The sequence below is a fragment of the Trichococcus pasteurii genome (assembly GCF_900112935.1).
Taxonomy (GTDB): domain Bacteria; phylum Bacillota; class Bacilli; order Lactobacillales; family Aerococcaceae; genus Trichococcus; species Trichococcus pasteurii.
The window spans coordinates 120,385-134,887 of the sequence record NZ_FONM01000004.1; the positions used below are offsets into that span (position 1 = coordinate 120,385).

12 protein-coding genes are annotated in these 14,503 nt (G+C 47.5%); 6 read left to right on the top strand and 6 right to left on the bottom strand.

Features of this window, described 5'->3' with window-relative positions; genetic code table 11:
* Nucleotides 1–8 precede the first annotated feature (8 nt).
* Together glgA and BM184_RS05735 are read left to right on the top strand one after the other, a co-directional pair.
* Nucleotides 9–1,448 carry a glycogen synthase GlgA gene (gene glgA, locus BM184_RS05730; RefSeq protein WP_086942551.1) on the top strand — a complete coding sequence of 480 codons (1,440 nt, stop codon included), beginning with the start codon at nt 9–11 and terminating at the stop codon, nt 1,446–1,448.
* Nucleotides 1,449–1,465: 17 nt separating this feature from the next.
* Complete coding sequence (locus BM184_RS05735; protein ID WP_086942552.1) at nt 1,466–3,862, top strand: glycogen/starch/alpha-glucan phosphorylase; 2,397 nt, start codon at nt 1,466–1,468, stop codon at nt 3,860–3,862.
* A gap of 206 nt (nt 3,863–4,068) precedes the next feature.
* On the opposite strand, the gene BM184_RS05740 is transcribed toward BM184_RS05735, so the two are convergent.
* Complete coding sequence (locus BM184_RS05740) at nt 4,069–4,431, bottom strand: DUF4828 domain-containing protein (RefSeq protein ID WP_177208558.1); 363 nt, start codon at nt 4,429–4,431, stop codon at nt 4,069–4,071.
* Between the two features lie 212 nt (nt 4,432–4,643).
* On the opposite strand from BM184_RS05740, the gene BM184_RS05745 reads away from it, so the two are divergent.
* Nucleotides 4,644–6,005, top strand: coding sequence for an aspartate kinase (locus BM184_RS05745; RefSeq protein ID WP_086942554.1), 1,362 nt, complete (start codon nt 4,644–4,646; stop codon nt 6,003–6,005).
* A gap of 146 nt (nt 6,006–6,151) precedes the next feature.
* Here BM184_RS05745 and BM184_RS05750 read toward each other — a convergent pair whose 3' ends face one another.
* Together BM184_RS05750 and BM184_RS05755 are read right to left on the bottom strand one after the other, a co-directional pair.
* Complete coding sequence (locus BM184_RS05750) at nt 6,152–8,095, bottom strand: heavy metal translocating P-type ATPase (protein WP_086942555.1); 1,944 nt, start codon at nt 8,093–8,095, stop codon at nt 6,152–6,154.
* A 259-nt stretch (nt 8,096–8,354) separates the two neighbouring features.
* Entirely contained in the window at nt 8,355–9,176 is an 822-nt protein-coding gene (locus BM184_RS05755) for an undecaprenyl-diphosphate phosphatase (RefSeq protein WP_086942723.1), read from the bottom strand.
* 217 nt (nt 9,177–9,393) lie between these two features.
* On the opposite strand from BM184_RS05755, the gene BM184_RS05760 reads away from it, so the two are divergent.
* Complete coding sequence (locus BM184_RS05760; RefSeq protein WP_086942556.1) at nt 9,394–9,903, top strand: PTS sugar transporter subunit IIA; 510 nt, start codon at nt 9,394–9,396, stop codon at nt 9,901–9,903.
* Nucleotides 9,904–10,048: 145 nt separating this feature from the next.
* Here the strand turns inward: BM184_RS05760 and BM184_RS05765 are convergent, their stop codons facing one another.
* From BM184_RS05765 to BM184_RS05775, 3 genes are all read right to left on the bottom strand, one after another.
* Entirely contained in the window at nt 10,049–10,666 is a 618-nt protein-coding gene (locus BM184_RS05765) for a flavin reductase family protein (RefSeq protein ID WP_086942557.1), read from the bottom strand.
* A 4-nt stretch (nt 10,667–10,670) separates the two neighbouring features.
* Nucleotides 10,671–11,573: a VOC family protein gene (locus tag BM184_RS05770; RefSeq protein WP_086942558.1), complete on the bottom strand. Its 903-nt coding sequence runs from the start codon at nt 11,571–11,573 to the stop codon at nt 10,671–10,673.
* Nucleotides 11,574–11,720: 147 nt separating this feature from the next.
* Nucleotides 11,721–12,752 (bottom strand): lactonase family protein, encoded by a 1,032-nt coding sequence (locus BM184_RS05775; RefSeq protein ID WP_086942559.1) that lies wholly within the window; start codon nt 12,750–12,752, stop codon nt 11,721–11,723.
* Between the two features lie 174 nt (nt 12,753–12,926).
* Between BM184_RS05775 and BM184_RS05780 the strand changes: the two genes are divergently transcribed.
* Nucleotides 12,927–13,286, top strand: a complete 360-nt coding sequence (locus tag BM184_RS05780; RefSeq protein WP_177208559.1) for a PTS glucitol/sorbitol transporter subunit IIA — start codon at nt 12,927–12,929, stop codon at nt 13,284–13,286.
* 11 nt (nt 13,287–13,297) lie between these two features.
* A complete protein-coding gene (locus BM184_RS05785; protein ID WP_086942561.1) occupies nt 13,298–14,494 on the top strand; it encodes an AI-2E family transporter in 1,197 nt (398 codons plus the stop codon).
* The last annotated feature ends 9 nt before the right edge of the window (nt 14,495–14,503 follow it).

The following is a 14,503-nucleotide window of genomic DNA, read 5'->3' on the forward strand; positions in this document are numbered from 1 at the left end:
TGCGCACGATGAAAATTTTATTTGCCGCAAGTGAGGCTGCTCCTTTTTTCAAAACAGGTGGTCTCGGCGATGTCGCGTACGCATTGCCGAAGGAGTTAGTAAAACAAGGCGTGGATATCAGGGTAGTGCTTCCGTACTACTCGACCATGCCTGCAAAATACAAAGCAGACATCAAGGAATTGATTCATTTCCGTGTGCAAGTCGGTTGGAAAAGCATGTATTGCGGTATCAAAACTTTGGAATTGGATGGCGTAACCTATTACTTCATCGATAATCAGGCCTATTTCGATCGTCCTTCCCTGTACGGCCAAATGGATGATGCCGAACGATTCGGTTTCTTCTCCTTGGCGATCTGCGAAATGATGGAAAAAATTGACTTCATCCCGGATGTCGTTCATGTGAATGATTGGCATACGGCCATGGTTCCGGTCCTGCTTGTGGATAAATACCACTGGATCCAAGCATACCAAAGCATCCGCAAAGTCATCACGATCCACAACATCCGTTTCCAAGGTGTCTACGATCCGTCCATCCTGACGAGCATCTTCGGGACAGGCATGAACATCTACCATGAAGCCGGCGTAAAGTATTATGAGAACGTCAACTTCATGAAAGGTGGCATCAATTTCTCTGATGTCGTCACGACGGTCAGCCCATCCTATGCGAATGAAATCCAGACGCAGGAATTCGGCGAAGGGCTGGAAGGGACGCTGCGGTACAACAGCTGGAAAATCAAAGGAATCATCAACGGAATCGATTACGATGTCAATGATCCCGAGACCGATCCAAAACTGGAATACCATTTCTCTGCCGACGATTTGACCGGCAAAGCAAAAAACAAAGCGGCCCTGCAGGAGCGTTTGGGATTGGAAGTGAATCCCGATATCCCGTTGATCACGAGCGTCGGACGCTTGACGGATCAGAAAGGCTACCAACTTGTGCAGGAAAAGACCGAAGAACTATTGAATGCCCGTGATGTACAGGTTGCGATACTCGGGACCGGCGAAGCGGAATACGAGAATTCATTCCGTTACTTTGCTGCCAAATATCCTGATCGTTTCGCGGCGGTCATCGATTTTGACATCTCCTTGGCGCAGCAGATGTACGCAGGCGCGGATCTGTTCCTGATGCCTTCCGCATTCGAACCATGCGGCCTGTCGCAGATGATTTCTTTGCGCTACGGCACTTTGCCGATCGTGCACGAGACGGGCGGTCTGAAGGATACGGTTGTCCCTTACAATGCTTATACGGGTGAAGGAACCGGCTTTACTTTCATGGATTTCAGCGGCTATGCGCTGTTGGGTACGATCTACCGAGCGTTGGATGTATATGAGAACCAACCGAAAGCATGGGCAGAAATGGTTCGCGAAGCGATGAGCCGCGATTTCAGCTGGGAAGAACCCGCTAAGGATTACCTAGACGTCTATCAGTCACTGGTCAACGAATAGAAGGAGTTGAAGCATATATGGCATTTGACGTCCAAGAGTTCAAAAAGGAATACCAAAAAACATTCGAAGAATTATTCGCCTATAGTTATGAGGATGGCTCGAAAACTGAGCAGTTCATTGCGCTGGGGGACTTGGTCCGCGGGCGTTATTCCGAGGACTGGATACAAACTATAACGAATTATAACAAGAAAAAGGAAAAGCAAGTCTATTACTTTTCGATGGAGTTCCTGCCCGGAAGGATGCTGAAAAGTAACCTCCTGAATATGGGCATATTGGACTGTGTTAAGCAAGGAATGGAAGAGATGGGTCTTGACTTGGATGAGGTGGCACGTGCTGAAGTCGATCCGGCTTTGGGGAACGGCGGCCTCGGACGGTTGGCTTCCTGTTTCATGGATTCCATCGCGTCGACCGGTCTTGCCGGCAACGGCAATGGAATCCGTTACCGTTATGGTCTTTTCAAACAAAAATTCATAAACGGCTATCAGATTGAATTGCCCGAGAATTGGCTGCGCAACCGGAACGTCTGGGAAGTCCGCAAAGAGAACAAGGCCGTCATCGTCCGTTTCGGCGGAGATGTCAGCTTTACGCAGGATGGAGAAGGCAAGTTGCGTGTGCGTCACGAAAATACCCGTGATATCCTAGCGGTTCCTTACGATACCGCGCAGGTCGGCTACAATAACGGCATCGTCAATAACCTGCGGCTTTGGTCAGCGGAAATTCCTTACGGGGATGAAGCGCGTTTTTCCACAGAAGAACAACGTGAAGAAGTCAAACGCATTACCGAAGTGCTGTATCCGGATGATTCCAACTACGAAGGACGGCTTTTGCGTGTCCAACAGGAATATTTCTTTTCATCCGCCGGTGTCCAGAGCATCGTCCGTTATTTCAAACGTCTGAACTTGGACTGGAGTCTTTTCCCGGATAAAATCGCAATCCATATCAATGACACCCACCCGACTTTGGCAATCCCTGAATTGATGCGGATTTTGTTGGACGAGGAAGGGTTGACTTGGGATCAAGCGTGGGAAATCACGAAGAAAACAGTCAGCTACACCAACCACACGATCCTCCAGGAAGCGATGGAGCGTTGGCCGGAAACGATGATTTCGGATCTGTTGCCGCGCATCTACCAAATCATCCAGGAAATCAACCGCCGTCATATCGACAAAAAAACGCCGTTATATGGCGAGGAATTAACTCAGCGCACTGCCATCATCGCCAATGGCCAGATCAAGATGGCCAACCTTGCTATAATCGGCAGCCATAGCGTAAACGGCGTCGCCAAACTGCATACGGATATCCTGATGGCTGACACGCTGCATGACTTCTACGTGATGTATCCGCAAAAATTCAACAACAAAACGAACGGGATCACGCAAAGACGCTGGGTTCAGATCGCAAATGAGAATCTGACCGCAATGCTTGATGAGACGATCGGTGCGGAGTGGAAGAGCGATCCGGAAGAAATCAAAATTCTGAAGGCGCACCGCGACAATAAAGCTGTCCTGGATAAGCTGGAACAAGTCAAACTGGCAAACAAAAAACGTTTTGCGGCCTATGCGCTAAAAGAAATGAATCTCGAAATCGATCCGACGGCATTGTTCGACGTGCAGATCAAACGATTGCACGCCTATAAACGCCAACTGTTGAACGTTCTGCATATTTTGGATAGATATCTGCAATTGAAGGATAATCCGAAAATCAACCTGCAGAAACGTGTCTTCATATTCGGCGCAAAAGCCGCACCTAGCTATTATTATGCGAAACAGATCATCAAGCTGATCAATGCGATTGCGGACATGATCAACAACGATCCTGCCCTCAACGACAAAATCAAGATTGTTTTCGTTGAGAATTACGGCGTGTCGTTGGCGGAATTGATCATCCCTGCAGCTGATATCAGCGAACAGATTTCTCTTGCCGGCAAGGAAGCTTCCGGCACCAGCAACATGAAGCTGATGTCGAATGGTGCCGTCACGATGGCGACCTTGGATGGGGCCAATGTTGAAATCAGGGATAACGTCGGTGAAGACAACATCTTCATCTTCGGTCTGAAGAGTGATGAAGTGCAGGAATATTACCGCAATGGCGTATACAATTCAAGAGATATCTATGAAAAGAATCCACGTTTGAAACGGATCCTGAATCTGCTCATTGATGGGACGATTCCTGGCGTCGAGACTGAAGCGCGGGATATCTTCGATTCGCTGGTCATGTACAATGACGAGTATTTCCTGCTTAAAGATTTCGACAGCTACCTGCAAGCTCAATATGAAGCGGATAAGGCGTTTTCTGACAGAGACAGATGGAACCGCATGGCGCTGATGAATATAGCGAGCTCGGGGCCGTTTTCATCGGATTACACGATTCTGCGTTACGCGGATGAAATCTGGAAGATCAAACCACAAAACTAACCGACTGTGCGTACAGACAGCAATCAATTTTATCTAAAGAAAGCAAGGGCTGCCTCGGGAATGATATGGGGCAGCCCCTGCTTTTGTCGTTTATTTTTGTTTGTACAGCGAATACGCTGATGCACATCCGGCCACTGTCGCCGATTACTCAACAAAAAAAAACGCCCTGATGAGGGGCGTATGTGTTAATGCGCATAAGAGATTCGCTATTTGTCGGTTTCACGTTTGAAGTAGAATTCTTGTTCTTCCGCCTCATCATAGATGGTCAGAGTAGGGGATGTATCTTTTTTCAGAATCAAGTAATAGCCGAAATGGTCGCGGAAGACCAATTCGTTGGGTTTGGCTTCTTCAAGGGTTGCCTTTAATTTTTTGTTGTTCAGGAGAATCTCCAGATTATCAGTAATTTCAACCTTCAAGGACTGTGCGTCGTTTTTCCACGTGCCGATGTAAGGGGTGTACGTTGTTGATAGGCTTTTACCGGCATTGCGATTTGACTTGAACAAAGCAGAGCTGATGCTTGCGATTACGGATAATCCGACGACAATCCTCCAAGGATTATTTTTTTTCACTGATTTGAAACCTCCCACAATAAGTTAACTCATAGTATATTCCTTTTTTTGCAAATGGCCATAGCATTAACAATACAAATATGTTACAAATGATGTAAAGTTTGAAAAGGTAATTGCCATAGCTGTGATATGATGATATTCTAAAGCATAAATGAAAATACAATTACAAAATTAAAAATTCATTAAAGAAATCAAGCGAGGAAGTGTTCGGTTTGAAGGTTATTAAATTTGGCGGGAGTTCCCTTGCGAATGGGACTCAATTGAAAAAAGTATTGCAGATTGTGAAAGATGACGCAGACAGAAGAATCGTGGTCGTTTCAGCACCAGGAAAGCGCAATGACTCGGACGAAAAAGTTACGGATTTGTTGATCAAGCTGGCTGATGAGGTAAAAAATAAAGAAGATCACCAAAAAACGCTGAAGACGATCCTGAAAAGATATCAAGATATCGTCGATGAATTGGAAATCGATCCAAGTGTCATGGACATCATTTCCAAAAACTATGAGAAGTTGATCCAGACGAAATTCTACAACGAATTGTATGCGCTGGATGCCTACAAAGCCAGCGGCGAAGACAACAGCGCCATCCTTGTAGCTGCATTTTTCAATAAAGAGGGAATCCCTGCCAAATACGTCAACCCGAAGGATGCCGGCCTTTTGGTAACCGACAACCCAGGGAATGCGCGGGTATTGCCGGAATCCTTCAAAAATCTTTATGCATTGCGGGATTCGAAAGAAATCATCGTGTTCCCGGGGTTCTTCGGTTACACGAAAGATGGACAATTGCTTACATTCTCAAGAGGGGGATCGGACATCTCCGGCGCAATCGTCGCCAACGGTGTCAAAGCCAGCCTGTATGAAAACTTTACGGACGTTGACGCCATTTACGTGGCAAACCCTAAAATGGTCAAACACCCTAAAAAAATCAAACAATTGACCTATCGTGAAATGCGTGAATTATCCTACAGCGGATTTTCAGTCTTCCATGATGAAGCTTTGCAGCCGGCATTCAGCGCCGGAATCCCGGTAGTCGTCAAAAACACCAACAATCCGTCTGCTCCAGGTACCAGCATCACGAGAACGAAACCTGAAAACAAACAAATCGTTTCAGGTATCGCAAGTTCGACCGGCTTCATGAGCATCTACATCGGCAAATACCTGATGAACCGAGAAGTCGGGTTCGGCCGCAGAGTGCTGCAGATATTCGAAGATTTCAACTTGAACTTTGAACACATGCCATCCGGTATCGACGATTTGTCGATCATCCTGCGCGCCAATCAAATGACGATGCAGCAGGAACAAGAGTTGCTGTACCGCTTGAAGAACGAATTGGAAGCGGACGATGTTCAGGTCAAGGGCGGCATTTGCTTATTGATGATCGTCGGCGAAGGCATGGTCAATTCCGTCGGGACAGTAGCGAAGGCCTGTACCGCACTGGCTGAAGCGGACATCAACCTGGAAATGATCAACCAAGGTTCGTCAGAAGTCAGCATCATGTTCGGGATCGACGAAAAGGATGAAGCGAGAGCAGTCAAAGTACTGTACGATGCATTCTTCCCCGCAAAAAAAGACTAGACTAAAACAGCAACAGGCATCGATGAGAATGACTTCATCGATGCCTGTTTTCGTGTATTTTGTCTTTCCGGTGCAACTACTAAAAAGAAAGCGTTCGGGGTCATTGCCCGAACGCTTTCTTTTTTATATCTGAGACTTTGGGAAGATTACTTTTCTTGTACGAGGCTTGCGCTGGAAGGCTTTCCGGCCGGTTTTGCAGTGCCCTTGAAGTGGTGGGTAGGGATTTTCGCCAGGAGCCGTAGACTGTTCATTATGACCAGAATCGTGCTGCCTTCGTGTCCGATTACCCCAAGCGGAAGGTTGATGAGTTGGAACAGGTTTGACATGATCAAAATGAGGATGACGCTGATTGAAAAGATGATGTTCTGCATGGTGATCTTCTTCAGCTTCTTCGATAAGCCATAACAATATTCCAACTTGTCCAGCTCGCTCTTCATCAGAACGACATCAGCCGTTTCCATGGCGATGTCTGTTCCTTCGCCCATAGCGATGCCGATATCAGCATTTGCCAGTGCAGGGGCGTCATTCACGCCGTCTCCGACCATCGCGACCAGATTGTATTTCGCCTGAAGATCTTTCAGGATCGTGGTTTTATCTTCGGGAAGACAGTTTGCGCGGATTTCATCCACACCCAATTGCTTACCGATTGTTTGCCCTGTTGCTTCATTGTCGCCGGTGATCATGATCGTATGGACACCATTGGCTTTGAAAAAGGCGATCATGTCTTTTGCCTCTGATTTAGGGGTATCCAATAAAGCATAATAGGCCACGACCTTATCATCCTGTGAAACGTAAATGACGGTCTTTCCTTCATTTTGGAGCGCGAAAGCTTCTTTTACGAATGGAGGCTCATTCAGTTCATCATTTACAACGAAGGATTTTTTGCCGATTTTCCATTGGCTTCCGAATGCTTCGCCAGCCAATCCGAAACCGGTAAGATCCTGGATCGTATCCATTTGCGACTTCACATATTCCTTCGTGTCGAGATGTTGGACCAATGCGGAAGCGATCGGATGGGTCGAGGAGTGTTCCAAAGCATAGACGACGGACATGATGTGTTTTTCGTCGGTGCCTGCCAGATAGCTGGCCTCCGTCACTTTCGGTTTGCCTTCCGTCAGCGTGCCTGTTTTGTCGAGAGCGATGCAATCCATCGCCGAGAAGTTCTCGATCGGAATGCCGCCTTTGAACAGGATACCGTGCTTGGCTGCATTGGAAATGGCGGAAAGGACAGCCGGAGTGGCGGATGCCACCAATGCGCAAGGGGAGGCCACCGTCAACAGCACCATGCCGCGATAGAATGATTCATTCCAACCCCAATCCAGCAGGAAATAAAACACAGCGATCATGACTGGCACAAAAATTAGGACGATTTTGACATAGGTGTTTTCGATGCGGTTGATGAAGCTTGCCGTCTTCGAAGGGGTCTTTTGCGCTTCTTCGACCATGCGGATAATTTTGGCGAAGAGGGTATCCTTGGATTCTTTCGAGACGGTCATCGTCAACGCTTCGCTCAGGTTGATAGTACTTCCGAAGATATCATCGCCGACAGTCTTTTCGACAGGGACGGATTCGCCGGAAATGGCAGCTTCATCGATCAGACCTTGGCCCGATGCGATCGTGCCGTCGATGGGGATGCTGGCGCCTTTAGGTACTAATAAAGTATCGCCGACCTTAAGCTCTTTGACTGCGACGTCTTCGATTGAACCGTCCGGGTTGATGCGTTTTGCGATTTCAGGGACAATGTTCATCAATGCAGTGATCGCTTGGGTACTTTTATCGGTCGCGTATTCCTCCAGCGAACCGGATAGCGAGAAGATGAAGATAAGCAGCGCACCTTCCATCCAGTAGCCGATCAGCGAGGCACCGACTGCGGCAAGCACCATCAAAATATCGACGTTCAGATGTTTATGTTCAACTGTATCGATGAAACCTTCTTTAGCTTGTTTATAGCCGCCTATGATGAAAGATAGAACGAAAATGATGGCTGCAGCTGTATCAAAGTTTTGCCATTGCAACACAATGCCAAGAATGATGAGAACGCCGCTGATCATGGTTGCGATCATCGCTTTATTCTTGAATAAGTCTTTCATGAGTGACACTCCTTCCTTTTATGCCTTCATGATAGCACTAAAGAAGTCCAGATTATAATCATTATAATCAAACAGAAATGAATCTCATTCTCAATATCCATAAATCAGACACAATTTATGGACGCCCGAAATTGCGCACAGCAATAAAATCAGAAGGATACCTGGAATTTGCAGATTGTAATAATTATCAATAAAGAGTTTGAGCACAACAGCGCCCAAAACAAAAAGCCACCCTCTAGAGGATGGCCAAACTCATTATTCAGACAAACATGAAATAGATCAGGACAATTGCCCCAAGCACAATCCGGTACCAGCCGAATGCCTTGAAGTCGTTGCGTTTCAGGTAACCAATCAGGAATTTGATGGCGACGATCGAAACGAGGAAAGCCGTCAGCATGCCGGACAAAAGCACGGCGAATTCAAGGCCTGTAAAGTCGAAGCCGAATTTGATGATCTTCAGGAAGCTGATCCCGAACATGATCGGGATGCTCATGAAGAAAGAGAATTCCGTCGCGATGAAGCGGGAAGTGCCCAAAACGATGCTCCCCAGGATGGAGGAGCCGGAGCGCGAGGTGCCCGGGATGATCGAGAGCGCCTGGAACAAACCGATCTGGAAAGCCTTCATATAGGTCAATTGGCTGAAATCGGTGATGCTCGGTTCGCGATCCTTGTGCTTGTTTTCGATGACGATGAACAAAATCCCGTAGATGATCAGCGCCATCGCCACCACTGTCGAGTTCAGCAGGTTTTCGTCGGCCCAGTCGTTCAATGGCAAGCCGATGGCAGCCGCCGGGATACATCCGATGACTACTTTTTTCCAGATATCCCAAGTCTGCGTTTTTTCTTCCTTGCTTTTGCTTGGGGAGAAGGGATTCAGTTTGTGAAAATAAATGACGACTACGGCGAGGATGGCGCCGAGCTGAATCACATAGAAGAACATTTCCTTGAATGCCTGGGAAAGGTCCAGTTGGATGAACTCTTCAACCAGGATCATATGTCCGGTGCTGCTGATTGGCAGCCATTCGGTGATACCCTCAACGATGCCGAGGATGATTGCTTTCAGTATTTCCATAAATTCCATATAATATCCTTTCTGTTGTGCATTTTTTTGATACTCCATCATCTAGTATAGCGAAATGAAAAAGATTAGCCAATCCTTTTCAAGGATTCTTAAGGAAATGGCGGACGCTTTTTGATGTAAGCGGTGCAAAAAAAATTCACAATACGCGGCTGCTTATGTTAAAATGAAGTATACTAATTTTCACACAAGCTCATTTACATAAGGAAGAGGCGATAGCATGTTTGGCTTTTTTAAGAAGGATGATAAAAAGGGAAAACTGCCGGTTGAGAAGGAAATCTTGTATTCACCAGCCAACGGTGTAGTGGTACCTGTTTCGGATGTTGCAGACCCTGTGTTTTCCCAAAAAATGATGGGGGACGGATACGCGGTCATCCCTTCAGACGGAGACATCTATTCACCGGCAAATGGAAAAGTGTTGAGCGTGTTTCCGACGAAGCATGCGGTAGGCATATTGTTGGACAGCGGCTTGGAGATTTTGTTGCACATGGGATTGGATACGGTTGAGTTGAACGGGAAACCATTCGAAATATTCGTGAAGGAAGGCCAGGCTCTGACTGCGGATACATTGATCGCAAAAGTGGATCTGGCGCAACTGCAGGAAGCCGGCAAAGATTCCGCGATGGTCGTCGTGATCACAAATATGGACAAAGTAAAAAACTTCAGCCTGGATGTGACCGGGGAAGCTGCCGTAAAAGCAGAAATCGGAAGCGTCCTGCCGAAGGAATAACAGAAAATACGCAAAAAAGCTTCATCCGGATGATTGCCGGGTGAAGTTTTTTCGTCGTTATGGGTATAAATCGCTGCGAAAGCCGGATGTATCGGCTGAACGGTGCCGGTTGTTTTCCGAACAACTTCAGCCAACATATAGCCCGCTAAGGACGTTCCAGCGAAAAGATTTCCCCGAGCTTTGTATAATCGTTGCCGGCCAGTCTGGCGACAGGCTCCAATTTCTCTGCCAAAACGTATTGCTTCTCCTGATCGAACACCGATTCATCAAAAAGGAACTCTTCGACGCGCAAGATGAACAGATCCGTCAGCACATTGCCCTCCGCATCCGTCAGGGGCACATATTGGTGGACGGTGGTTTCCATCCGGATTTTTGCTTCTTTGATGGCGGGGACGGAGACTGTGAGGCTGGCGGTCAACGTCAATTCCGTCAGATCGATTTCGCTCTCCGTGTCCGGTAATTGGGCGGCCGTCCTGTTCATCTCCTCCACCAAGTCTTCGCTGACGATGTGGACGACGCCTTGCCGGGTAGCCAGCAGGTTTTTGGCGGAATCTTTGATTTTCCCGCCGTTCCTCAGAATGGCCACGCTGATCAGCGGCAGCACATTCGAGGCGACACTGAAGAAACTGAAGGGCGCTGCGTTGACGACCTGCGTTTCCTGATTCTGGGTGGTGATCCAGGCGATCGGGCGGGGGATGATGCTTCCTGTCAAAAATTTGTACATTTGTTTCGTGTTGAGGTCGTCGGTATTATAATGCTGCATAGGCTCACTTCTTTCTGTTCAGTATGTTGGCTTCAATCGTTTTTCGTTTCGTTTTCAGGAAATCAGGGAGGGCAAACGTTCCCCCGAGTTTTTCCAGCGGTTCGTCCAACGTGAAGCCCGGTTGCTCGGTCGCTATCTCGATGCGCAATCCGCTCGGTTCGCGCAGATACAGGCTCTGGAAATAACCGCGGTCGATTATTTTTTCTACGGTGACCTTGTACTCTCTTGCCTTACCGAGGATCAGATCCAAGTCTCCACGGTCCAAAACGCTGTAAGCGATATGGTCGATGGCGCCTTTTCCGAGACGGGAAGGCTTCAGGCTGGCGGATTGGATCAGCCGACTTTCCTCATCCGGGGCAAGGAGCGGATGGGCAGTGTAACCTTGCAGTTTCATGCCCAACACTTCGCGGAAAAAGGTTTCCGTTTTTCCAAGGTCGGCCACAGTGTAGTGGATGCCTTGGATTCCGATGATCTGGAATTCGGCAGGCACATCGCTGTGGCGGGTCGCCTGATCGGCCGCGATCACTTCGGGCACTTCGACCAGGCTGATTTTCAGGTCGTCGGGATCCAAAAAAGTGCAGCCGAATTGATTGCTTTCAATGGAGCTGATGGATCCCGCAGTGAGCCGGTCCCTCCAGAACTTCAGACTGCCTAGAGGGATCTTCAACAGCACTTCATGGATGAAGCTGTCTTCTTCATGACGTTGGCCGACTCTAGGCAACTCGAAAAAGGTCAGAATCGTACCAGGGGTTCCCTGGTAGTCGCCATAAAAAAGGTGGGGATCGGTCAAATTGTCCTGATTGACCGTCTGCTTGACAAGGCGCAACCCCAAAATTTCGGTGTAAAAAGTTTTGTTCTTCTCCGCATCTTTGGTGATGGCGGTGAGATGGTGAAAACCTGTAATCATGTCAGTTCACGCCTCCGTTCAGATAATCCATAAGTCGAGTATACAGGAGAGGGACTCGCCGAGGTAACTTATCTGCTCAGCCGTGTTGTGAAAACAAAAACCCCCACGCTCTATCCGAACGTGGGGGAAATGCTTTTCCTGATGATTTTAGTAGAATACGCAAACGCATTCTGGCGCGTAGACGTCTTTTTGCAGCAACGTCAATTTGCCCGTTTCAGCATCGCGTTCGAATAAAGTCAGGTTGTCGGAATCCTGATGAGCCACGATCACGAATTGGCCGCTCGGATCCAAGTTGAAGTCACGCGGTGTGTTCCCTTCGGTAGGGACGTATTCCACCAATGACAATGTTTCGCCGTCTTCGGATACCGCATAGACAACCAATGAATCATGGCCGCGGTTGGAAGCATAAACGAATTTGCCGTCAGCGGAAATGCGGATAGCCGCACCGCCGTTGAAACCGGTATGCTCTTCAGGGATAGTCGTGATGACTTGCAGCAAGGAGAAAGTACCGGCAGCCGCATCATATGCCAACACTTCGACATCGCTGCTCAATTCGCCGAACAAGTAAGCCACTTTGCCGTTCGGATGGAAAACCAGGTGACGCGGGCCTGTGCCAGGTGTCGCTTTATAACGGGCAACTTCCGCCAGTTTACCTTCACCAGAAACTGTGTAGGTGTAAACTTCGTCGGTACCCAAATCGCAGGCCAACAAGAATTTCTTGTCCGGGGAAAGCGCGCTGTAGTGCACATGCGGGATGGTTTGATTTTCATGGATGCTTGAACCCACATGTTGCGCACGGTCCGTCATCGTGAATGAACCGTCAGAGTTCTCTTTGTAGACAGTCAAGTAACCGCCATGGTAATTGGCAGTGAAAAGCAATTTTCTGTCTTCGTCGAAATAGATGTAGCAAGGCGCAGATCCCTCAGGAGAAATTTCGGCTACCTTATCATAGGTTCCGTTTTCATTTTTCTTGAAAGAGGTGATGCCGCCGCCTTCGTCCGTTTTGGAAATCGTGTACAGCATTTCTTTGTCGGCAGATAAGTCCAGGTAAGTAGGGCTATCGACTTCCGCAATCAAGCGATAATCACGCAATTCTTTTTTATCGGTGTCCAAAATGATTTGATGAACCCCTTTGCTTTCTCTTTTCGTGTAAGAGCCAAGATATAAAACTTGTTCCATCCAAAGACCTCCTAAATATTATGATAATTCCATTATAACAAATGCCCTAGACAATGACAGGAAAAAAAGCTCACCGAGCAAATAAACTTGGATTCAACGGCATAATCAATGGTTTGCCCAAAAAACTGTGATAGAATAGAAATTGTAATAAGTGTCTGAAAAGGAGATATGTCCATGCAAAGCAAAGTAATTCAAATTGGAGAAAAAGCAATAGATATAAAGGAACCGATGATCATCCTGTTCGATGACAGCGCAACGGAGCCGTTGCAGGAGGTTTCCGTCATCCATCGTTTTGTCGAGCCTCAGGAATGGTTCGAACTGGCGGACGGGGATCGGATTTTGTTTGACGATCAGGAATACCGCATATCCTATATCGGTACCCATGTCCTCAAAAATTTGCAGTCGATCGGCCACACAACCATGATTTTCAAAAATTGGGATGAAGAACGCCTGGAAACAAGCATTTATTTGACTCCTTACATTCTGCCGACTATAACGGACGGCACTACCATTACCTATAAGAAGAAAGATTGAAGGTGAGTCCAATGGAAAGAGCCCCGCGTAAAGGGACGTCAAGGAATCGTTTGTCGTGGTTCGAAAAATGGTTTCTGAACAACAAGTTCGTGACCGTTCTTTTGATCACTTTACTGATTCTTCTGATTGTTTTGGTATTTTCAAAAATCTCCTATCTTTTAGGTCCAATCGGCAGCTTCTTCAGTGTCATCGGCTTTCCGCTGATAATGGCGGGTATTTTCTTTTATATGCTGAACCCCTTGGTAACATTGATGGAGAAGAGGGGAATCAAACGATTTGTCGGGATTTGGATCGCATTCGTGCTGGTGCTGCTGATGATGATTTGGGGATTTGCAATTCTGATACCGATCATCCGCGATCAGACGATCGGGATTGTCCGCGAATTTCCTGCTTATTGGCAGGCAATCGAAAGCATGACGATCGAATTGATCAATTATGATTGGTTCACCTCTTTGCAGGAGCAGATCAATCAAATCAATTCGGACATATTCAACTCTGTTTCCGCCAAATTGAACGAAGTCCTGTCGAACACGGTCAGCGGGCTAGGCAGCGTCGTGGGGCTTCTGACGAATGCGTTTGTGGGAATCATCACGATGCCGATCATCCTGTATTATCTGCTGAAAGAAGGAGACAGGTTGCCTCTGAGCTTTCTGCAATTCTTTCCCACAAATCTGCGGGAATCGATCGGCGAACTTTTGAAGAAAATCAACACGCAGATCAGCCAATATGTACGCGGACAGATTACGGTCGCCTTCTTTGTCGGTCTGATGTTCGTCATCGGTTATGCCATCATCGGCATGAAATTCGGCATCGTGCTTGGGATTCTGGCTGGGTTCCTCAACATCATCCCGTACATGGGTTCCTTCATTGCGATGGTGCCCGCGGTGATCGTTGCGATAGTGGATTCTCCGCTGATGCTGGCAAAAGTGCTGCTGGTTTTCTCGATCGAGCAATTCATCGAGGGACGCGTCATTTCGCCGCAGGTACTCGGCAGCAATCTCGAGGTCCATCCCGTCACGATCATCTTCGTGTTGCTTACGGCTGGAAAACTGTTCGGTCTGACCGGCTTTATCTTGGGTATTCCCGGGTACGCTGTCCTTAAAGTCCTGTTAATGCATATCTTCGAATGGTACAAGGAAATATCCGGACTCTATTTGGATGAACCTGAAATCGAGGAAGAGCCGGCCGAGGATTATCCTCAAGAATAATCGAAATGA